The organism is Trichocoleus desertorum ATA4-8-CV12, from assembly GCA_019358975.1.
Classification (GTDB): Bacteria; Cyanobacteriota; Cyanobacteriia; order FACHB-46; family FACHB-46; genus Trichocoleus; species Trichocoleus desertorum_A.
In genome coordinates, this window is record JAHHIL010000048.1 from 1 (window position 1) to 21,432 (window position 21,432).

The 21,432-nt window shown below is 49.2% G+C and carries 18 protein-coding genes, 1 tRNA gene and 1 rRNA gene; 11 read left to right on the forward strand and 9 right to left on the reverse strand.

Annotated elements, in window-relative coordinates; genetic code table 11:
- Position 1 precedes the first annotated feature (1 nt).
- The 6 genes from rrf (at position 2) to KME12_22560 (ending at position 6,255) form a co-directional block, all read left to right on the forward strand.
- A 5S ribosomal RNA gene (gene rrf / locus KME12_22535) occupies positions 2 to 118 on the forward strand.
- A 204-nt stretch (positions 119 to 322) separates the two neighbouring features.
- Positions 323 to 1,141 (forward strand): molybdate ABC transporter substrate-binding protein, encoded by an 819-nt coding sequence (gene modA, locus KME12_22540; GenBank protein ID MBW4490567.1) that lies wholly within the window; start codon positions 323 to 325, stop codon positions 1,139 to 1,141.
- Between the two features lie 33 nt (positions 1,142 to 1,174).
- Positions 1,175 to 3,043, forward strand: a complete 1,869-nt coding sequence (gene modB, locus KME12_22545) for a molybdate ABC transporter permease subunit (GenBank protein ID MBW4490568.1) — start codon at positions 1,175 to 1,177, stop codon at positions 3,041 to 3,043.
- A 98-nt stretch (positions 3,044 to 3,141) separates the two neighbouring features.
- Positions 3,142 to 3,708, forward strand: a complete 567-nt coding sequence (locus KME12_22550; GenBank protein ID MBW4490569.1) for a hypothetical protein — start codon at positions 3,142 to 3,144, stop codon at positions 3,706 to 3,708.
- Between the two features lie 5 nt (positions 3,709 to 3,713).
- Positions 3,714 to 4,109: a DUF2358 domain-containing protein gene (locus tag KME12_22555; GenBank protein ID MBW4490570.1), complete on the forward strand. Its 396-nt coding sequence runs from the start codon at positions 3,714 to 3,716 to the stop codon at positions 4,107 to 4,109.
- 283 nt (positions 4,110 to 4,392) lie between these two features.
- Complete coding sequence (locus KME12_22560) at positions 4,393 to 6,255, forward strand: polysaccharide deacetylase family protein (protein MBW4490571.1); 1,863 nt, start codon at positions 4,393 to 4,395, stop codon at positions 6,253 to 6,255.
- A gap of 192 nt (positions 6,256 to 6,447) precedes the next feature.
- Here the strand turns inward: KME12_22560 and fba are convergent, their stop codons facing one another.
- From fba to KME12_22580, 4 genes are all read right to left on the reverse strand, one after another.
- Positions 6,448 to 7,527: a fructose-bisphosphate aldolase class II gene (gene fba, locus KME12_22565; GenBank protein MBW4490572.1), complete on the reverse strand. Its 1,080-nt coding sequence runs from the start codon at positions 7,525 to 7,527 to the stop codon at positions 6,448 to 6,450.
- Positions 7,528 to 7,692: 165 nt separating this feature from the next.
- Positions 7,693 to 7,764 (reverse strand) — tRNA-Lys (locus tag KME12_22570).
- Between the two features lie 138 nt (positions 7,765 to 7,902).
- A complete protein-coding gene (locus KME12_22575; GenBank protein ID MBW4490573.1) occupies positions 7,903 to 8,772 on the reverse strand; it encodes an aldose epimerase in 870 nt (289 codons plus the stop codon).
- Positions 8,773 to 8,825: 53 nt separating this feature from the next.
- Complete coding sequence (locus KME12_22580) at positions 8,826 to 11,693, reverse strand: CapA family protein (GenBank protein MBW4490574.1); 2,868 nt, start codon at positions 11,691 to 11,693, stop codon at positions 8,826 to 8,828.
- A gap of 346 nt (positions 11,694 to 12,039) precedes the next feature.
- Here KME12_22580 and KME12_22585 point away from each other — a divergent pair, with 346 nt between their 5' ends.
- The gene (locus tag KME12_22585) at positions 12,040 to 12,264 is read left to right on the forward strand and encodes a hypothetical protein (protein ID MBW4490575.1); all 225 of its coding nucleotides are present in this window, start codon (positions 12,040 to 12,042) and stop codon (positions 12,262 to 12,264) included.
- A 235-nt stretch (positions 12,265 to 12,499) separates the two neighbouring features.
- Here KME12_22585 and KME12_22590 read toward each other — a convergent pair whose 3' ends face one another.
- The 3 genes from KME12_22590 to KME12_22600 all read right to left on the reverse strand — a co-directional run bounded on the left by KME12_22590 (position 12,500) and on the right by KME12_22600 (position 15,039).
- Positions 12,500 to 14,035: a hypothetical protein gene (locus KME12_22590; GenBank protein ID MBW4490576.1), complete on the reverse strand. Its 1,536-nt coding sequence runs from the start codon at positions 14,033 to 14,035 to the stop codon at positions 12,500 to 12,502.
- A complete protein-coding gene (locus tag KME12_22595) occupies positions 14,028 to 14,468 on the reverse strand; it encodes a VOC family protein (protein ID MBW4490577.1) in 441 nt (146 codons plus the stop codon). The genes KME12_22590 and KME12_22595 overlap by 8 nt, the downstream gene beginning before the upstream one ends.
- A 61-nt stretch (positions 14,469 to 14,529) precedes the next feature.
- A complete protein-coding gene (locus tag KME12_22600) occupies positions 14,530 to 15,039 on the reverse strand; it encodes a TIGR02652 family protein (GenBank protein ID MBW4490578.1) in 510 nt (169 codons plus the stop codon).
- 213 nt (positions 15,040 to 15,252) lie between these two features.
- Here KME12_22600 and KME12_22605 point away from each other — a divergent pair, with 213 nt between their 5' ends.
- Positions 15,253 to 15,714 (forward strand): gamma carbonic anhydrase family protein, encoded by a 462-nt coding sequence (locus KME12_22605; protein ID MBW4490579.1) that lies wholly within the window; start codon positions 15,253 to 15,255, stop codon positions 15,712 to 15,714.
- 171 nt (positions 15,715 to 15,885) lie between these two features.
- Positions 15,886 to 15,999: a photosystem II protein Y gene (locus KME12_22610; protein ID MBW4490580.1), complete on the forward strand. Its 114-nt coding sequence runs from the start codon at positions 15,886 to 15,888 to the stop codon at positions 15,997 to 15,999.
- Positions 16,000 to 16,136: 137 nt separating this feature from the next.
- Here KME12_22610 and KME12_22615 read toward each other — a convergent pair whose 3' ends face one another.
- The gene (locus tag KME12_22615) at positions 16,137 to 16,877 is read right to left on the reverse strand and encodes a queuosine precursor transporter (GenBank protein ID MBW4490581.1); all 741 of its coding nucleotides are present in this window, start codon (positions 16,875 to 16,877) and stop codon (positions 16,137 to 16,139) included.
- Positions 16,878 to 17,106: 229 nt separating this feature from the next.
- Here KME12_22615 and KME12_22620 point away from each other — a divergent pair, with 229 nt between their 5' ends.
- On the forward strand, positions 17,107 to 18,273 hold the full coding sequence (locus KME12_22620; GenBank protein MBW4490582.1) for a transposase: 1,167 nt from the start codon (positions 17,107 to 17,109) through the stop codon (positions 18,271 to 18,273).
- A gap of 393 nt (positions 18,274 to 18,666) precedes the next feature.
- Positions 18,667 to 20,079: a bifunctional folylpolyglutamate synthase/dihydrofolate synthase gene (locus KME12_22625; GenBank protein ID MBW4490583.1), complete on the forward strand. Its 1,413-nt coding sequence runs from the start codon at positions 18,667 to 18,669 to the stop codon at positions 20,077 to 20,079.
- Here KME12_22625 and KME12_22630 read toward each other — a convergent pair.
- Positions 20,076 to 21,380, reverse strand: coding sequence for a sugar ABC transporter substrate-binding protein (locus tag KME12_22630; GenBank protein MBW4490584.1), 1,305 nt, complete (start codon positions 21,378 to 21,380; stop codon positions 20,076 to 20,078). The genes KME12_22625 and KME12_22630 overlap by 4 nt on opposite strands.
- Positions 21,381 to 21,432: the final 52 nt, after the last annotated feature.

Below are 21,432 nucleotides of genomic sequence, written 5' to 3' on the forward strand. Positions count from 1 at the left end.
TCCTGGTGTTCATGGCGCGGTGGAACCACACTGACCCATCTCGAACTCAGAGGTGAAACGCTGCAGCGGCGACGATACTTTGGGGGTAGCCCCACGGGACAATAGCTCGATGCCAGGATAATATTAAGAACGAAGAGAGAGGGGAGAGTACAAAGCTCCTCTCTCTTTTGTTTATGCCTCTTTGTACGTACTATTCCAGCTCTTGTGAGATACTCCTCGCTATGACAGTTATTTCAAAAGTTCCTTTTGGCTTTAACTGCTTGTAGGTTTTTGAAGGATGAGTAAAAACTGGGGTTGTAGTTCTTAGTGTTTAAAGTGTTGCATGAACAAGCATTTCGGTTTTGTTGTATTGGGTGTTGTGACATTTGTTCTTGCTATAGCGATCGCTGCTTGTAGTTCTATTAACTTAAACGCTGAGTTTTCAACCTCAACACCTCAAAACCAGCCAGTTGCTTTAACAATATCAGCGGCAGCTAGCCTCACAGATGTGATGGAAGAAGTCAGGCTGGCTTGGCAGCAAGAAAGGCCAGATGTTGTTTTGACCTTTAACTTTGGTTCCTCTGGCTCCTTACAAGCTCAAATTGAACAAGGAGCACCTGTCGATATTTTTGTTTCTGCTGCCTCTAAGCAGATGGATGCTTTGCAGAAACAGGGATTGATTCTGACAGATACTCGAAAAAACCTTTTGACTAATCAAGTGGTTTTGATTGAGCCGAGAAATGCATCGGCTTTGAAAGATTTTTTTGGTCTTCGCAATGTAACTGTTCAACGGATAGCAATTGGTGACCCAGTGAGTGTACCCGTTGGGAAGTATAGCCAAGAAGTTTTGACTTCTCTAGGCATTTTTGAAGCAGTTAAGCCCAAATTGATTTTAACTAAAGATGTAAGGCAAGTTTTAAGTTATGTAGAAACAGGGAATGTAGATGCTGGAATCGTTTACCTAACGGATGCTAAAGGATCAGAACAAGTTAGGATTGTGGCGATCGCACCAGAAAAGTCTCATTCTCCAGTGGCTTATCCGATCGCAGTGCTGAGAGATAGTAAAAACATTGACGCTGCTCAGAAATTTGAACAGTTTTTATTTACTCAGCAGGCTAAAGCTGTATTTCAGAAACATGGGTTTGGTATTGCCGAGAATTGATGCTTTGATGGCAGGAGGTACAAGGATCATGCGATGGCGTTTGATTGGTCTCCGCTAGCGATTTCCTTAAAGACTGCCTCTGTAGCGACTGTAATTACTGGATATTTAGGAACTGTAGCAGCTTGGTGGTTATTCAACTATCAAGGTAAGGGAAAGGCATGGTTTGACGGTTTATTTACCCTGTCATTGGTATTGCCGCCCACTGTTGTTGGTTTCTTGTTGTTGCTGTTGTTTGGTAAGCATGGGCCAATTGGCCAAGTGCTACAATTCTTTGGTCTAAGTATTGTCTTCTCTTGGTTTGCCACAGTAATCGCTGCGACTGTAGTGGCTTTTCCTCTGATGTACCGAACGACCTTGGGTGCTTTTGAGCAAGTGGATGCTCACTTGATTCAAGCAGCCCGGACCCTGGGAGCGTCAGATTGGAGGATTTTCTGGCGAGTACTCATACCTTTGGCGTGGCCCGGTATGGTTGCGGGGCTGATTTTGGCCTTTGCGCGATCGCTGGGAGAATTTGGGGCCACGCTGATGTTGGCCGGGAATATTCCAGGACAAACCCAAACGATTCCAACTGCTATTTTCTTTGCAGTGGAGCAGGGGAATCGGTCGCAAGCTTTGATTTGGGTTGTAGTAGTAGTAGCGATCGCACTGCTAACCATTGCTAACCTCAACTACTGGTCTCAGCATCGGCTTTGGTCTGCACTCCACAGCCCAGGTTCGGAGCAGACGCAGTTGCCAGAGAGTCTCAAGTTGGACCGAGTTAGACGGATCAAACCAGCCGTACCAGAGACAAAAACTGTGCCTTTCAAGCCAGAGTTAGCGATCGCAATTTCTAAGCAGCTGTCTAATTTTTCTTTAGATGTTAGCTATGCAGCCGACCAAAAACCGCTGGGTTTGCTGGGTGCTTCAGGTTCCGGTAAGAGTATGACGCTACGCTGTATTGCTGGTCTTGAAACACCAACCGCTGGCCATATCGTGTTGAATGGTCGAGTGTTGTTTGACTCAAAGCATCAAATTAATCTTCCAAGCCAGCAGCGACAGGTGGGATTTCTCTTCCAGAACTACGCGCTTTTTCCTCACATGACGGTTGTGGAGAATATTGAATTTGGTCTGCACAACTTGTCCAAAGCTGAGCGTGGAAGTAGAGTGGCTCGACACATTAGGATGATGCAGTTGCAAGGTTTAGAGCGGCGGTATCCGCATCAGTTGTCGGGAGGACAGCAGCAGCGAGTCGCACTAGCTAGGGCTTTGGCGATCGAACCGCAAATTTTGCTGTTGGATGAACCTTTCTCAGCGTTGGATACCCACCTTCGTAGTCAATTAGAAAAACACTTGCGAGAGATTCTAGCCAATTACTCGGGTGTCACTTTGTTTGTGACTCATAACTTAGAAGAAGCTTATCGGATTTGCCAAAATCTGGTGATTCTAGAAGCAGGAAAAGCGATCGCTCACGGCCCTAAAGCAGAAATTGTGGAACGCCCGACTACATTTGCGGTAGCCCAGTTAACGGGCTGTAAAAATTTCTCCCAAGCTGAAAGAGTAGGAACCCAAATAATTCGAGCAGTCAATTGGCATTGTTTGTTGCATGTGGTGGAGCCGATTCCTACTGGCGTGTCTATGGTTGGTATCCGGGCGCATCATATTACATTTATGACTGCTCCAGGGCAAAGCGATCGCGAGCAGGCTACTAATGATCAGAATATCTTTCCTTGCTGGCTGGCCCAAACTAGCGAAACGCCACACCGAATGACTCTCTACCTGAAACTGCATGCAGCTCCGACGGATGAACAGGACTATCATTTGCAGGCAGAAGTGTTTAAGGAGAAATGGTTATGGCTCAAAGACCAACCCCTCCCTTGGCACGTTTCTCTAGATGCATTGCAGCTGTTTCTGATGACTGGATGAGCTGCATTAGCTACCACGCAGAAGCAGGCAGAAACGGTTGTGCTAAAAGGAATGGGGTCGGCATGATCAGGCTACAGCTATAAAATTTATTGGCTCCTATGACTCCTGACGAGATTACGAATGCTTTAACGCAGCAATTTGGCTCTATAGTGCAGCGTTTAGAACCGGAAGCTTGGCAAGTTGAAATATCCAAGTTTCGCCTCCTCGTGCTGCTGTCGCAAGACCATACTTGGTTGAGAGTGCTAGTGCCGATCGCCCCTGCTCAAGAAGCTCAAGCTTTTACTGAACAGCTTTTAGAGGCAAATTTTGATGCGACTCAAGAGATTCGCTATGCTTTGCATCAAAACGTGTTGTGGGGAGTATTCCAGCATCGTCTAGAAAGCTTAGCAACAGCAGATTTGGTGGCCGCGATCGAGCGCTTGCAGTCCTTGCATGATCAAGGTTTATCTAAGCCCTTCAACGATCTTGTAGAAGTCAGAATTCGTCAAATTATCCATGTCGCAAAGCTGCAAGGACAATCCTTAGAATCAACTCTGCAAACTCTCAATCATTTTTATGAAGAGGGAATGATGGGAAATTTGGCTCAGGGAGCTACTAGCCGAGAAGAAGTGCTGACAGCTTGGCGGCGACAGTTGGAGCGTTTGTGGCCTGAGGTGCAGCCTTAATGGATATGGATGTTGTACAGATTCTGCGCGAAGACTATCAACGGTTTCCGGTTGACCAGACCTATAGTATCTATGCAGAAAATGTTTTCTTTCAAGATCCGCTCAATCGCTTCCGTGGGGTAGAGCGCTACAAGCAGATGATTGCTTTTCTAGAGCGTTGGTTTGCTGAGTTGCAAATGGATTTGCATGATATTCGACAAGAAGGTAACCAGATTAGAACTGAATGGACACTAAGGTGGCGATCGCCTCTGCCCTGGCAACCGAAGATCGCAATTTCAGGTTGGAGTGAATTGCAACTTGACTCATCAGGCTTGATCACCTCCCACGTCGATTATTGGCACTGTTCTCGTTGGGATGTGGTTAGGCAGCATTTTGGGGGAAGGGTGGAGAAGGAAGGATGAAGGATGAAGGATGAAAGTCAGGAGAAAGATGTTTAGCTCTGCTGTTCACGAAGCATAGGATGTAGCTTGCTTCTACGTAGCAGTGAGATGAAGTTGGAGTTTTGCCCGGATTTTGTGGGTAGGTAGAGTAGTGTCTAATGGTTGAGGGTGCTTGAAGACCAGCTGATAGGAACAACCATAGAACTGGTTGGTCTAAGGATTGCAGTGCGTGTTATTTGCAACACCTAGGAAATCCTTTTTTATCGGTTACATCTAGCCACAGTGCCCTTTGTTCTACAAAACTATGACGTGGATCTGCCGGGAGCATCCCCTGGATTTTCCAGCTGCCAAAAATTCTGCTAAAAGCTTAGAAACTACTCGGGTTTGTCACCATCTAACGGTCGGTTTACCGTTGGCACTAGCGGCACTCCTTTGTCCACAAGTAACAGTGGCACAAAACTTGAGGCTGCATTCTGCCCAAGTGTTGGCCTCCACAACTGGACTAGCAGTTCCTAGCTCTACAGAAGCACAATCAACGGATCGGGTTTGTCAAACCAGTGACAATCCCAGTTCTCCGACTCAACTAACCAGTTGGATGGGAAACTTAGTACAAGTCTCGACTTGGGTAGGAGATCCTGAAGTAGGTCTGACGCAACTCATTCAAGGCTTAGGTCCCCAGCTAGTGAGTTATTTTAATCCCAGTCCTTGGCCTACGATTAGCGATCGCGCTCAACAAGCCAGAGTACCCGTGGTCATGTATCACGATATTTTGCCAGAAAAGCAAGTCTTCTTTGATGTCACCCCTGAGGAGTTTGAACAACACCTGCAACTGATTCGAGAACGTGGATTAACACCAATTAGCCTCGATCAGTTAACTACACATCTGCGGACAGGGCTATCTCTACCAGAAAAGCCGATCTTATTGACCTTCGATGACGGTTACAGTGGTCACTACAAGCACGTTTATCCGTTACTCAAGAAATACGGTTACCCTGCCGTATTCTCTATCTACACCGCTAAGGTTGATAAAAAGCTGGGGCGCTCTAGCTTGAATTGGGAAGAGTTGCGACAAATGGCCGCAGATCCCCTGGTAACGATCGCGGCTCATAGTGTCACTCATCCCCCTGATCTCACTAAACTCACAGATGATCACTTAGCAACCGAGGTGGCAGAGTCGAAACGGCTCTTAGAAGCTGAATTAGGCATGCCAATTCGCTACTTTACGTATCCAGAAGGGAAATACGATGCACGGGTCGCTAAAGTGGTTCAGGACGTGGGCTACTTAGCAGCGTTCACAATGGATGATGTCGATGAGCGCTTTGCAGGTGAGTCTGAGAGCTTGTTGGCGATCGCTCGGTTTGGTCAGTCCCGCCTCCCCGATATCATTGACCAAGCTTGGGGCGGATCTCCTCTACCTAGTTGGAATCTAGGCTTTGATTTTTCTGCGCCAGTGCAACTGACTGAAACTACGATTGACGAGACTCCTTTCCGCTTCATTTCGGGTGGTAAACCGATTACGATTCACGCTAAGAGTCGTTATCAGGTGCCAGAAATCCTAGAAGGAACTCAGGCGATCGCAGCGGTGGATGGTGGTTTCTTCTCGCTCAAGTACTTGGACTCTAATGTGATGATTGGCCCTGTCATGAGTCAAAGCAGCGGGCGGTTTGTGCCAGGGAATAGAAGTGAAAATCGCAAGCTGGCGGGACGGCCTTTAGTCGTTATGAGTCCTCACGCTGCTAAGTTTATTCCCTTTAATGGAGAAAAGCACAATAGTTTAGAGGGCGTGCAAGCAGAGCTACCAGGTGCGACAGATGCTTTCGTAGCGGCGGCTTGGCTAGTCAAAGAGAACCAACCCCAACCTGCGAGTACCTTTGGTAGCCTATTTGATTTTGATGCCGTGCGTCACCGAGCCTTCTGGGGCATCAATCAAGCAGGTCAACCCACCATCGGCGTCTCGGTAGAGCCAATTGATTCGGTTTCCCTAGGAATTGCCTTAGAGAAAGCGGGCTTCCGTGATGCAGTGATGCTGGACTCTGGTGCTAGCACTTCCCTGGCTTATAAAGGCGAATCTTTAGTAGGCTATATTCCTCGTCCTGTGCCGCATGTGGTGGCGTTGGTGCCTTCTGACGCAGAAGCAAAGGCGGCTTGTACTTTGGCTTCTCGATAGGGCGATCGCTGCTGGTGAAGCTATGGCTTGGGGTGAGCGATCGCTGTTGGTGAGGGTCGTGCGTTACGGCTGTGCCTAACACACGCTACGGGTTTGGGGTTGGGCTAAGAGATTAGATGAAAAATTGCTACTAAAAAAGCTGGGCAGCATCTAAACTACCCAGCTTTTTTAGTTAAGAGTCAAACCTGTTAATTAGACAGTGACAGCTTTCTTGGTGGCACCACCCAGTTCGCCTTTGGCATACTTAGCAGCAAAATCATCCAGGGAAACAGGCTTGATCTTGCTAGCTTGACCTGCAGCACTAAAGGCTTGGTAGCGCTCAGCACAAACGTTTTGCATGTACTTGATAGAAGGCTTGAGGAAGTGACGAGGATCGAACTCCTCAGGCTTAGAAGCTAGCGCTTCACGCACCGCAGCGGTGATTGCCAAACGGTTGTCGGTGTCGATGTTCACTTTACGCACACCGCTCTTGATACCCTTTTGGATTTCTTCGAGGGGTACACCGTAGGTTTCAGGAATCTTACCGCCGTACTGGTTGATCAAAGCGATGAGATCTTCAGGTACAGAGGAGGAACCGTGCATGACCAAGTGGGTGTTGGGCAGGCGACGGTGGATTTCTTCAATGCGGCTGATGGCGAGGATTTCACCAGTGGGCTTACGGGTGAACTTGTAAGCACCGTGGCTGGTACCGATCGCAACTGCGAGGGCATCAACGCCAGTTTGCTCAACGAAGTCTACTGCTTCATCAGGGTCGGTCAAGAGTTGGTCATGGGAGAGGGTGCCCTCAAAACCGTGGCCATCTTCTTTGTCACCTTGGCCAGTTTCTAGAGAACCGAGGCAACCCAATTCACCTTCAACGCTGACGCCGATTGCGTGAGCAACTTCTACCACTCGGCGAGTCACTTCAACGTTGTACTCGTAGCTGGATGGAGTTTTAGCATCAGCTTCCAGAGAGCCGTCCATCATGACGCTGGTAAAACCATGACTCATGGCTGAGTAGCAAGTCGCAGGGCTATTGCCATGATCTTGGTGCATTGCGATAGGAATATCAGGATAGGTCTCTACCGCAGCCAAAATCAGGTGGCGTAGGAAAGCTTCTCCAGCATATTTACGAGCGCCACGAGAGGCTTGCAAAATCACAGGGCTATCGGTTTCATGGGCAGCCTGCATGATGGCTTGAATCTGCTCCATGTTGTTAACGTTGTAGGCGGGAATGCCGTAACCGTTTTCAGCCGCGTGATCCAACAACAGCCGCATGGGTACGAGCGCCATAGAGAGTCCTCCTAATTACTTCGTCGTTAGCTAGCTAGTTTTAGACGAGCTCAATTCTTACGTTAATCTTAAGATACTTTGTGCTTATAACATAGAGGAAGTATCTCAAGATTCACCTTGAACCCTTTTTACTAGGTCTATAAGATTTGTTTATCTTTCTTTTTATGGGTCGCCCGGGATTCGAACCCGGAACAAATCGGTTAAAAGCCGAGTACTCTACCGTTGAGTTAGCGACCCGTTCAGTTGCACTTGTCTCAGCGCCGTTTACAACAATAACACACCTTTTCTGGATTTAGAAAGATATTTGCTAGAAAAATCTAGAAATAATTCGAAGATTTTTAGATCGCTTACACAGCTTGAGATACAGCGCTTAGACTACAGCAGTTTGGCTGTGAGATGAACGGTTGTATCTAAGCTTGCACCGGATGCTAAATGGGTCAGGCGATCGCCCGTATTCAAAGCATTGCGTCCCGCTGTCCAGGGTTCCAAGCAATAAAACTCTTTCCCTTTCACTGTCCAAAAGACCACGGTGGAGTAAGGTGACTCGTAGCTAAGCGTCAAATGCACGCCCTGGCCGCGATCGCTGGCTGTGGCTGAGCGGTGCGAGAGTTCCCGGAACGCCACATCAATTTCATCGCGCTCAAAATCGAATTGGTTGCTGAACGACTCAACGGTCTGCGATCGCTGATCCAGCAATTCTGTGGCGGGAATATCGAACTGGAGCTGAGTTTTGTCGGAAGTAACAAAGTAAGGATGTAGCCCTACCGAGAAGGGCATGGGTTCATCAGAGCAATTCTCAAACCGCTGATGAATGACTAAAGTGTTTCCTTGGAGTTGATAAGTGAAGGCGACTTGAAACTGAAAGGGATACGCCGCCAATGTTTGCTCATTGCTCTCTAACACCAGAGTCAGGCTGGCTACGTCCTGCGTTTTCTGCTCCGTCACTTGCCAAGGTAAATCACGGGCAAAGCCATGCTGCTTCAGGTTGTAGGTTTGGCCGTTATGAGTGTAGGTGTTGTTAGGCAGATTGCCGCAAATAGGAAACAAGACCGGGATGCCACCCCGCACAGTCAGTTCAGGATTGGCGAATCGTTCAGTATCGAGATACAGCAGCTCTTGACCTTGCACCCGCCAACTGGTAACAATGCCACCCCGCTCAGGCACAACTTCTAAGTGAGAGTTGGTGGCTTGGTCAGAGAGTAGATAGGTTTTGTATTGCCGCTGCTCAGTTGCGATCGCAAACACAGTGATTAACTCCTTAAATTTTGAATCACACCTGGCTCAGCTCTTGAGAACTTCTACGGCAATTCTGTCACTGGAGACGTTACAGGTGCATCTAGCAAGAGCTGGCTACTAGGCATTGGAACTGGAGCTGGAATTGTCGCGGATGGGGTGAGGGTTGTAGAAGCTTCATGCTCTAGAAGGGCAATGCGCTCTCGTAGAGACTGTTTCGGACGCGGCGGCTGTTCGGGTGGAGGCACAGTGGGTACAGGGTCAGGTGAGGAATTCCCTTGCTGTAAATCCGGATCTGTAGCGGGTGCAGTCGGGACTGTCTCGGCAGGATTAGTGATGAAAGGCTCTAAGCGATCGCTCGGTGCGGTTGTTGGTATTTCCAATGGCTGTGATTCCACCTCAGTCGAATCATCAGCGGGATTTTCTGGAGAGGTGGTAAAAGGCTTCAGGTTATTGCTAGGGGGAGCTGATGGCCCAGGGGATGGCTCAGAATTTGAAGGCGGATAGGTATTCTCTATAGGTGTGTCCGCCGGAGCCGTAAAAGGCTCTAAATTGTCGCTAGGGCTAGGACTAGAAGGTGACTCATTGAGTGGTCTAGAAGGATCGTCATTAAAGGGTGATGAATCGGAAGGTTCAGAAGTGTCTTGAGGTGCAGTAAAAGGTTCTCCGGTAGGTTGCGAGTTGAGAGGGGCGCTGGGGTCTGGAGCAGCGTCATTGGGAGTAAGCTCATCAGGTAGCTCTGCTGGGTCTGGTGTTAGGGGTTGCCAATAGTCATCCGGTTCTTGACGATGGGGGTAAGTGTAACCACTTTCAGGCTCTGTGGTTGTCTCCGAGTTTGTGTCTCTGTTTGTCTCTGTGTTTGTCTCTGAGGGCTCATCATTGAACGATGGATTTGAGCGATTTAACTCAGAATCGATCGGCTCAGTTGTGTCGTTAAATGAACCATCCCCAGGATCATCCCCAGAATCAAACGATGGTGCAGTTGTCGGTTGTGAGAAGGGCTCAGTTGTCGGTTCCGAGAAAGGTGTGTTTGTCGGTTGTGAGAAAGAGTCAACCGGAGGCTGAGACGGTAGAGGCTGCCAGTTGTCTGTAGGCTCTGAGTTGGGGAAGTCAGGAGAGTTGTAACTGGGTGCAATATCGGGCGCGGTATCAGGCGGGAAGGCAGGTTGCGAATTCAGCGGTGTAGAAGTGTCGCTGGGGAACTCAGGGGGCAGATCATTAGGGGCTGCGTCTGGAGCAGTGATAAAAGAGTCCGGAGATGTGGTCTGAGGTGCGGTTAGAGGCGATGGAGCCACATTGGTTGCATCAGGACTAGGCAATGGCTCGCTGAAAACCTCGGATTCACCTGGAGCAACTACTTTAGAAGTTTGAGCATCGAGAATGACCGTAGATGGCATGGGTTGATCAAAGAGGCTCGATCGCTCGCGAAGTTGATTCAAGATTTGTTCACCGCGATCGCCTGACACAATCCGGGGTTGATATTGCGTCACCTCGACAGGCAAAAACTCCACCTTCATTTGCTTGTCACGCAAGGCAACTTTTAGTACAGCCGTATCGTAATCGCTGCGAGAATTACCGCCAAAAATGAAGTTACCGAGAGAGTAGGCGATCGGGCGTCCTTTATAAATTTCTGCCCCTTGGAGGACATGAGGATGGTGCCCCACTACCAAATCGGCTCCTACATCAATCGTGTGGTGGGCTAACTGAATCTGCAAATCTGCCGGATATTCAGCCAATTCCTCGCCCCAGTGGTAATTCACCACGATCCAGTCCACTTGCTTACGGATTGCTCGAATATCCTCAGCAATTCGGTCTTTACGGGTAGAATTGGTGCCCGCAGTGGTCATGTCTGCGGCATGGAGATCCGCGTCGTAGTAACCCAGATAAGCAATCCGCTGTCCCTTAACTTCTAGAATTTCTGGGCGACGAGCTTCTTTAATATCTCGGCCAGCTCCAATGTGATGAATCCCCGCTTGATCTAGCGTCTCCAACGTTTCCATGAGCCCAGACGCTTCGTAATCCATCGCATGATTGTTGGCTAGCGTCACAATATCAACGCCGCCATTGCTCAACACTTCGACTGATTCAGGATCAGCTTTAAAGTTAAATTGCTTATCTGGTAGCGGGGTGGTAGCGTCAGTCAAAGGATTTTCGAGATTTACCATCGCCACATCCGCTTGGCGATATTCCTTCATATCAGCAAAGGCCCAGTTGTAGTCTTCGCCGACTAAATCCTCAAAGGCGTCGGACAGGGTGACATCACCACCAAACATCAAAGTAACGGCTGGATCGGAGGGGTTGAGTAAGTTTTGGTGCTTCACGACTGGAACTGTTTCCAATGCGGCACGGATCGTATTGGATCGCTTGGATGCAGCAGTGGTGAGGGTAGATTCTGGCCTTTGTCCGTTGGCAGAGGCGATCGTGGGTGTGGTAGGCGTTTCGTTGTAGCTGAGCAGGCAACCTAAGACAAAAGCTGCCACGGCAGAACCACTGAGGAGGAGGGAGCGGGCTAGCTTGAGGTAGACACGCTGGTCTAGGAGTTGTTTGACTGAATGTGTTTTAGCCACGGCTGAGGCGCGGTTGGATGGGGAGTGCGATCGCTTTTGGCGTCTAGCGGTATGGACTAAACGAACCGACTGTTGCCACAAAACCTGGCTCTCATCAGTAAAGCGGGCAGCAATTTGTACCCCTTCAATGAAAGCTAGGTTGAGCTTGCAGAGGCGATGGCAAATGAAGCGGACTAAGCGCTCGCGCTCTGGGATGCGATCGAACTCCACCGTAATATGCAGGCAATTGGAACGAAGGGGTCGAATTGAGGCGTAGATCCCTTGAGGTGCTAAGTAGCTATTCAGCCAATAGGCGATCGCTCGGACGTTTCCTTCTCGTGCTAACTCCAGCACAGAAGGTTGATAGACACGATTAGAATAAGCCATCCTCTTCACTCCTCAACATCAACTGCCGCCGTTCTTCCAGTTGCACCTACAAATTGGCAGATGATTGACCCTATCTTATCGGCATTAAATCACTAATTACCCAGGCGGGAAACCTATTTACGGCTTTAATGCAGAATAATTAGCCTTGCTGGAACCGTAGTTCACGCTATTTTGACTTCGTGGATGCAGGCATTAGTCTTCTTAATTGATACTAATTGTCAGTGATACTAATCACAAGCTTATGGCGTTTAGAGTCACAGGTTTTAGTCGATCTCAATCAACTGCTAGAACTCAAAAATATTTGATAGTAAGGGTGGCAGTACAAAAGTCAGGATAATTCGTAGCTATGATCCATACGCTCGTACAATCTGCTTTCCAAACAGGCTGTCTCAGCGTGGAATCTGAGGGGTTAATTCGCCAAGTATTAGCGATTAGGGGCTATAAAGCTGCTGATTTAGAGGTGCTAGAAAAGCTATATAGCGCTGTTCATTCGGGGGCAATTAAGCGGGAAGCGGCTGGAGCGATGGAAATGCCTTTGCAACCTCTCGGTTCTGGGGCAAGAGGGAGATAGCTCTCGGTTGAAGCAAGAACTAGGGGGGTAGAAAGTTGCACTTAGCCCTGGCGACGGTGGTGAAGAATGCTTTAGCTTAACAAGTCTTAAACCCTGAGCTTTTAGAACCCAATTATTATTTGACGACTAAGAGATTTTAATTCAAATCAAATCAGATTTTTATCGGCTCTTGGCCAAAAGTTTCCTTCCTAACGACCTATCAGATTTTAAGCTCCTAATTTAGGGGCTTATTTTTTTAGTTACGGGTTTTGGATTTCTGCTGCTTCTGTTCCCAAGCTCGAAGAATATGAGCCATTGTCACCTTAATCTCCAATGACTCTGCGGCTGCATAGAAGGTTGCGGCTTGGGCGATCGCTCGGATTTCACCCCCGCTCAGAGGTAGCTTGTGAGCCAGAAACTCCCAATCGATACTAGAGTCTAAGCTAATTGTGGCTGGAAAGACTTGGTGCCACAACTTCAAGCGATCGCCCGGAATGGGCAGCAGAAATTCCAAAATGTGGTCAATTTCCTGTCGCCAATGCCAACGAACCGATTGCAACATCGGCACACTGAATAAAGTGATCCCTCGTTGTTGCTGACGCTGGTGAATCAGTTGGTGAAGGTCGGCGCTCCCTAATGGAGCAGAGCGTCCCAGCCAAAGCTGCGCTGACTTAACCAGCAATACAGTGGGGCTATGTTCGTGAATCTCCTGAAGCAACCCTGGAAATTCTGTGGGCGGAACCAAGGCTAGATCAGTCCAGAATAGGGAAGTTTGTAGTTGTTGAGCGATCGCTGCTGCTGCCATTGTTTTGCCTGTACCCGCTGCTCCTACCAAAATTGCCACGGTTCCAGGTAGCGGTGGCATGGTAGAGGCATCAGGCTGTAACTTGCTCCAAACTGCCTGTACCTCAGACCACAGTTCTACCCGTCGTCCCAAATGCTGCAAGGTCTCCAGGAGTGCTGGCGGCAAAATCAGTTGCGTCCAATCAGGTGTGGTTTTTGCTTCATGGAGGTGGCAAGGCAATAGAGAGTGGCTATGAGCAATTGGGGGTAGCTTAGGAAGCTGAGGAGGTTGAAGTAAAATCTCTAAAGTTTGCGGTTGGGGCTGCTCAGCCAACAGATAATTCACCAAGCTGTCACTTAACTTCAGCCGACGAGTCAGCAAAGTTTCGTCGCCACAAGCCACAATTTGCAACAAACCCTGCTGAATTAAGCCAGAGTGGGTAGTTAGATACGCTCGCCCTACTTGCCATTCCTGGTCATTGCGGCACAGTAATCGCAACACCAAATCAACGGTAGGTAGGTCAGGGCAACCACAGCTACTAGAAACCTGAACTGACACTCGCGCTGCTGAGCTGGACTCTTGGTGTAAATAGCTGTAGAGCTTGGCGTAGCGACGATTAATTTCTGGAGCCAAGCTAAACAGCACTAGGTTCTTTTCGAAGGCAGTGAGTTTGAGGCGATCGCGCAACTGAGGTAAACCCAACGCGACACCCTGCTGAGAACTAGCTTGAATTCGAGCTTCTATCTGCTGTTGGTAGCCAGGTGCAGGACTACTACGATGGGTAGGGCGTGGGCGAATTTCGTCATGACCAGCCGTACCCTCTAAGGTCACTAAGCCTTTCCACCAGTGACTTGTAACTCGGTCAGCCCGCGACTGCGCCACTCGATCTACCGTTTTTTGTTCTTGACGTTGCCGAGCGATCGCCACACTCAGGATGCGATCGAGCCAAGTCAGTTCTGCTTTCAGGTAGGCCCAGTTATTCTGAAACCGTTCCACTGGATCACTCATGAGTCATGACCCGGATGAATTCGAGGGGTAAGCCATCCGCATCGGCAATGAAAGCAACCTCATAGACGCGATCGCCAATCATTTGTTGGTTTGGTTCTAGCAGCACCTTGAGGGGTGAAATTTGCTCTGGCTGAGTCTCCGCTGCCGCCAAAAATTTTGCTTGTAAATTCTCCAGCCACTCTGGCAAATCTACAGTGGTACTGGTGAGGTCAAAGGAGAGGTGATAGTACCCGGTGTAGTGCTCGTCGTTAAAAGCATCAGCCACTGGACGCGGTTGCGGAATTTGGATCAATTCAATCCGTCCGTTCAAGCCTTCCATCCAGCAAGCCAAGGTGTAGCCTGTGGTGAATCGTTCGTTAACGACAAACCCTAATTGCTCGTAAAACGCGATCGCCCGATGGATATTGGCAGTCCGAATAGATGCGTGATGCATAGGTGATGAAGCTAAACGCGTCAGGCCGTTAGCTAACGGATGGCTCACGGCTCAGGATGGATTACTCAAACAAACGGAAATAGGGATAACGAACCGGAGCACCTGGCTCTTTTTCTAAATCGAAATTAATCACATCCCAGCAAGGGTCTTCTTCTGGGCTAGGACTAAACTCTACGGGCAGACCGTAAAGCCGAGGTTTGGCTGAATCTGTCTGACCCCGCCAGGGAGTGCTGCGTTCTAAATAAGCGCTAATTAAATCTTTATAGCGTTGGGCAATGATGACGCGAGTCGCCCGATAGCCTTGAGTGTAAAGCCGATCTAACGCTTCGTGGATTTCAAAGCGAATGCCGTCTGGATGCGTGTGCTGACGATACCATTCGTTGTTCCACTGCCTCCAGTGACGTCCTGACTGCAAGTGAACCAGTTCGCCTGTTTGGGGATCTGATTCAAAGGCACCGTGCCGCTGACACAAATAAGTATCTGTCAGGGTTAGGGCCGGAATGGTTTGACGGCAGTGCGGGCACTGAATCTCCGGACCAAAAATTGGATACTGTAAGCCATGAGTCATCATGAAGTGCGGATCTGCATGGTATTTCTGCGTCAGTGCCAGTTTTATTTATTATAACTAGGGAAGTTCTGCCCTAGATGTCAATTCTACGGGCATTCTGCTGATACTCTGGGCACAATTTTGAGTGATTTCAACCCATCTTCTCTAATTTCAGCCTCTTATTGGCCTACACCGGATCTCTCTCAAGCTGCCTTTATAGCTCCGGGCGCGACGGTCATGGGTAATGTAGCGATCGCTTCTGGGGCCAGCATTTGGTTCGGTGCTGTCGTACGAGCTGATGTCGAGCGGATTGAAATTGGCATCTGTACCAATGTTCAAGATGGCGCTATTTTGCATGGTGATCCTGGCAAGCCCACGATCTTGGAGGACTACGTGACCATTGGGCATCGCGCCGTCATTCACAGTGCTCATATTGAGCCAGGTTGCTTAATTGGGATTGGGGCGATCGTGCTGGATGGGGTGCGCGTGGGGGCAGGCAGCATTGTGGGGGCAGGTTCGGTCGTGACCAAAGATGTACCCCCGCGATCGCTCGTGGTGGGGGTTCCCGCTAAGCGACTGCGCGAACTTGCAGATGAAGAAGTGGCTGACTTAATCGAACATGCCCGTCGTTACGAAAGATTGGCCCTGGTTCACGCAGGCAAAGGCACTGATATTGGCTTTACCCAAGCACCCGCTTAGTCTGTTTTCTAGGGCGCTTCTTGTGGGTGATCTGCGATCGCAGAGAGTGAGGCAAAAGTCTGAGAAATTGCGATCGCTGTGAAAAAGCGCCCGTTTGGATAAATAATACAATTATGAGAGCTATTCAAAAATCTTTAATCTCTGGTTAGAAGAGGAGATCGGGATATGGACTTGGATTTTCGTGTGGTGGTAGTTTTGCTGCCCGTTATTGTGGCTGGAAGCTGGGCAGCGTTCAACATTGCCAAAGCTGCCTTGGCTCAAATTCAGGGCTTTCTGGCTAAGTAACCACAAAGTAGCACTGAATTATTTCAGTTCACGTTATGCAACAAACGACTGTCATCCTTTATGGAACTACAGTCGTTTTTGTTTTAGCGCTATGGGTGAGAGCAATTCGAGCGCTGGAGTTTTGTAGTGCTGTGGCTTTAATCAGGTTTTTGCTCGGCTGTTTCGGACCATGCCAGCGGGTTGAAGGAAGTGTCGTAGTCGTAGACATCAATGTGCTCGGTCTGCTTGAGGAAGTTCACCACTATGTAGGTTAAAGGGGTCGCGATCGCCTCGTAAACAGTTTTCAGCAGCCATTGTGTTGCGATCGTCGAAACCATTGCTGCTGGCGCGATCGTGCCGAGAAAGGCCACAGTGACGAAAATTAGCGAATCCAACCCCTGCCCTACAATCGTGGAACCAATGGTTCGCATCCAAAGCCACCGTCCCTGCGTGGCAACTTTCATCTTGGCTAACACGAAAGAATTGACAAATTCCCCTACCAGATAGGCTAGAAACGAAGCCAGCAGTAATCGAGGTGTATTTCCCAGAATCCGCTCATATGAAGCTTGTCCATCCCAAAACGAGGCGGGTGGTAATTGTTGGCCGAGCCAAATGGCAAGCACGGCAATTAAGTTGCACAGAAACCCCAACCAGATTGCTAGACGTGCCTGCCGATATCCATACACTTCAGTGAGCACATCCCCGCAGATATAGCTAATCGGAAAAATCACGATCGCAGCAGTCACAACCTGGCCTTGCAGGCTCACTAGCTTAGTGGCGATAATGTTTGACACAATCAAGCAGGTCACGAATAGAACCACCACGAGCAAAAACCACCCCGAGTAACGCTCTGGTGGAGTAGGAGATGCGGAAGAGAAGTTGCGAGAACGCTTCGGCATAAGGCTAGTGCGAGGGTTTCACCTAAATATAATTGTTCGGTGAGTTGTGCGGTGACGACTCTCAGCGCCAACTGCAAGCAGTCTAGCGGGAGCTTCTAACCTCACAAGTCCTCCTGGGAAGGTTGGAAGCCCTGCATCTTTAGAGCAGGGAGGAAAACCGACTCAAGCGGCTTCAGCCGCCTTATTAATACGGATGCCTTCATGGATTCACCTGTGAGATAATTATGGAATGAAACAAACTCTGACATTGGCTTGCAAGCTTCAACCCACTCCTGAACAAAGCGCTAAAATCGACGCATTGTTGAAGGCGTTTGCTGACGCTTGCAATTTTGCAAATCAGACCGTCAAGCCATCCGTAACCAGCAAGACCACGATTCAAAATCTGGTTTATCAGCAGTTGCGAGAACAGTTTGGGTTGAGTGCAAATCAAGCTGTTAGAGTCTGTGCCAGGGTTGGAGCAAACCGTAAAACCGCAAAACTGAAAGACAGGCCAGTAAAAGCATTCAAGCCAACATCGGCTGATTACGATGCGCGGATCTTTGCTTTCAGAGAAAAGGATTGGACGGTTAGCCTGACGCTTTTGGATGGAAGAGAGCATATCAAACTGGATGTTGGCAATTACCAGCAAGGCAAATTGAAGGGACGTAAACCCACTTCTGCCCAACTGTGCAAACATCGTGATGGCTTCCATTACATCCACATTCAACTGACTGACGAGGCTCCTGAACCTATCAAGTCTGACAAGGTGATTGGTGTCGATTTTGGTAGACGCGAAATTGCTAAAACCAGCACCGACAGGGGTTGGGATGCCAAACAGTTGAATGGTATTCGGGATAGGTTTTCTAAAGTTAGAACGTCTCTCCAGATCAAAGCCTCGAAAGGCACAAGATCTACTCGCAGACGAGCGAGGAGTATCTTGAAACGGCTGTCGGGCAGAGAGGGACGTTTTCAGCAATGGCTGAACCATTCCATCAGTGCATCCATCATCCGTGAGGCAAAGCAGCTTAACGCCATCATCGCCATTGAGGATTTGACAGGCATTCGAGACAGAACGAACCAGCAACCCAGAAACAAAACCGAAAGGCGGCGTTCTAACAGTTGGGCATTCTATCAACTGCGTCAATTCCTTGAATACAAAGGCATCAAAGAAGGTGTGAAAGTTGTTTTGGTCAATCCTGCCTACACGAGTCAGACCTGCAACCAGTGTTTGCACATTGGCTTGAGGACTGACAAAAAATTCAAGTGTGGGAATTGTGGATGGCATGGTGACGCTGACTTGAATGGGGCCAAAAATATTGCTGCTTTGGGGCTGTCGGTAACGCAGCCTAGAGGTTCGGAATTGTTTTGTTCGCTTGAGCGGGCAGTCTCAGGGCTACTGAAAGCCCCGTCGCTTTAGCGCGGGGAAGTTTACAGGTCTGGTATTCCAGTAACCTCCTCAGCCAGCAACGACCCGTCCAGACCGTTGTTTTGAACAAGTACAAATCAGTGATTAGCATGTTTAACCTATTACGCACAAAGTTTTACCCAAGCCACGATTCAGGCTTGGAACCCCCTACTTTATTTCAAGGTTCAGTGATTGGGCAGTGCGAATTACCGCTACTCTGCCTGAGCCAATTATACCTCGAATCCTTGCCATCAAAGGGTTTGAGAGTTTGAAGGTTTTGCAAAGATTGGCAATTTCGGAGGCGTCGTTCGCGCAGCGTTGCCGAAGGCAATACCTCGCTCAATTGCCGCCCCTATCCCCCTCACCGCCAAGCTTCGCTGTGGCGGGAGTCCCCCGGAGGTAAAGATGGATTTGAAAGAGAAAGCGAGCGATGTGGTTCTACCTGAGGACAATCAGCAGACGCTAAACGTGGATGCTCTGCTCAACCGCTTTGGTAGTTTTGGGGTGCATTTGGGCTTAGAGAGAATCCATCGGCTTTTGGCAAACTTGGGTAATCCACATCAGCAAGTCCCCATCCTTCATGTGGCGGGATCGAATGGGAAAGGTTCTGTTTGTGCTTATATGTCGGCTGTGCTTGCAGAAGCTGGGTATCGGGTGGGTCGCTATACCTCGCCACACTTGGTAGATTGGGCCGAGCGAATTTGCCTGAATGAGCAACCCATTTCACCAGAAGCCTTTGCACAAGTTTTGCAGCAAGTAGAAGCCGCGATCGCCCCTGACCAGCCTTCGCCAACGCAGTTTGAAGTGATCACTGCGGCCATGTGGCTCTATTTCGCTCAGCAGCAAGTGGATATTGCCGTCGTTGAGGTGGGCTTAGGGGGGCGCTTGGATGCCACCAATGTTTGCGATCGCCCCTTAGTCAGCGTCATTACTTCTATCAGCCGGGAACATTGGCAACGCCTTGGCCCTACTCTCGCAGACATCGCCGGAGAAAAAGCTGGCATTCTCAAGCCCAACTGTCCTGCTGTCGTTGGCCCCTTGCCCCCAGACGCCCAAGCGGTTGTCGAAAAACGGATTGCAGAGCTGAACTGTCCTGCTGTTTGGCCGCAACCCGCGATCGAAATTCAACCCGGTTGGGCCGCAGTTGCCACTATTGCGAACTTATTCAGCTCAAAATCCAAAATCCAAAATCCAAAATCCAAAATCGAATATCCGTTGCCGCTTCCAGGCGCAGTGCAGTTGAGTAACTCCGCTTTGGCGATCGCCACATTACAAATCTTGCAGCAGCAGGGTTGGGAGATTCCCGATGAAGCCATTATTAGTGGCATTGCTAAAACGAAATGGCCCGGACGGCTCCAGTGGCTAACTTGGCGAGGGCACCGTTTGCTAGTCGATGGTGCCCACAATCCGGCGGGAGCTGAGGCGTTGCGGCAATATGTCGATCGGCATGGCGATCAACTTGGACAGGTATACGGCGATCGTTCCATTGTTTGGGTGGTAGGCATGATCGGCACCAAAGATCATGAAGAGGTGCTGCAAGCCTTATTGCGCCCTAACGATCAATTGCATCTAGTGCCCGTCCCAGATCATGAGCCTGTGGATCTCGACCAGTTAACTGATTTAGCACAGCGGATTTGTCCCCAATTAGTGGCTTGTGAAACTTATCCAGATCTAGAGTTGGGGCTACAAGCCGCGACCCAAAACGCCAAAGGGGCAGGCGATCAACCTACCCCTGGTGCTTTAGTTGTATTGGCTGGTTCGCTTTACTTGCTAGGTGACTTCTTTAAGCGATTCCAGCAGGATTTGGGTGCTGTTTAAGCTCCTCTACGTTGGTTCCACTCTTTTTCGGCATCCGCGATCGCTTGATCCACCGTTTTCTCACCCAGCATGGCAGCTTGCAGATTGTCGTAAATGGTTTTTTGCAGTTGCTTTACGTCCTTCATAGCGGGGACTAGTACTTCGGCATCTTTCATCTGCCCTGCACTAATAGAGCGAGCCTTGTCTACCGGAGTGGCGTTGGTAGGCAGGGTTTTGAAGTAGCTATCTTCAAGCGCTTGTACAGTCGAGGGCAGCACATTTGCTTCTTTAGCAAAGGTAAGTTGGTTGTCATTGTTGGTGACGTACAAAGCAAACTTTACGGCTGCATCAGGATGCTTGGTGTCGCGAGGAACGACTAGATTCATCACCGCCACATTTTTCTTGCCTGTGTCTCCGGTGATTTGCGGGGCAGAAGCAGAGGCTTGAGCCACAGCAGGAGCATTTTTCGCGATCGTGTTGAGGAATTCTGCGCCAGAGGCCAGGATCGCAGTCTCGCCTTGCTGATACAGGTCAATGGCGTGGCGGTGTCCTTGCGTCAGCACTTCGCGGGGTAAAGCGCCGTTTTTATATAGATCCACCCAATATTGAAAGGCAGCTTTGCCTTGGGGGGTATTAAAAGCAGCTTTGCCTTGTTCATCGACTAACTGAACACCCATCTGCACAAAAGATTCCATCACCTCGCCAGAGTCTTCCGGGACTACCGTGGCAAAGAAGGCGTACTTACCCGTTTTGTCTTTAATTTGTTTAGCGACTGTGGCTAGTTCAGCGTAGGTGGTTGGTGGTTGGCTGATTCCTGCTTGTTTCAACAAGTCAGTGTTGTAAATCGCCACTCGCGTTGTCAGATACCAAGGAATGCCAAAGCTTTGATTACTCAGTGTGCTAGCTTTCCAAATATTAGGAAGATATTGCTGGCGCACCTCAGCGGGAATTTTTTCATCCAAGTTTAACCAGGCATTGCGAGCGGCAAGCTGAGAGGCAAAACCTGGATTGAGGTTGACCACATCGGGGGCAGTCTTGGCTGAAACGGCAGTGAGAATTTTGCTCTCCATCGCTGCCCAGGGCACATCTACCCAACGCACCTTTATGTCAGGATTTTCGGTTTCAAACTTACCAATTAGTTGGTTGAAATAGTCGGTGAATTGAGGCTGCAACTGCATTGTCCAGAACTCAATTTCTTGTTTGCCACCTGCTGTTTGGTTATTGCCATTAGAGGAGGGGCCTGTGCCACAACTCACCACCCAGCTCAAAAGCAAGCCTAGTAAGGCAAAAATACCAAATTGTCTCCAGCGTCTCATGCTCATAATTCCACATCGGTTGAGTACTGCCCAATCTCCTGATTCAAGGTAGCTACCA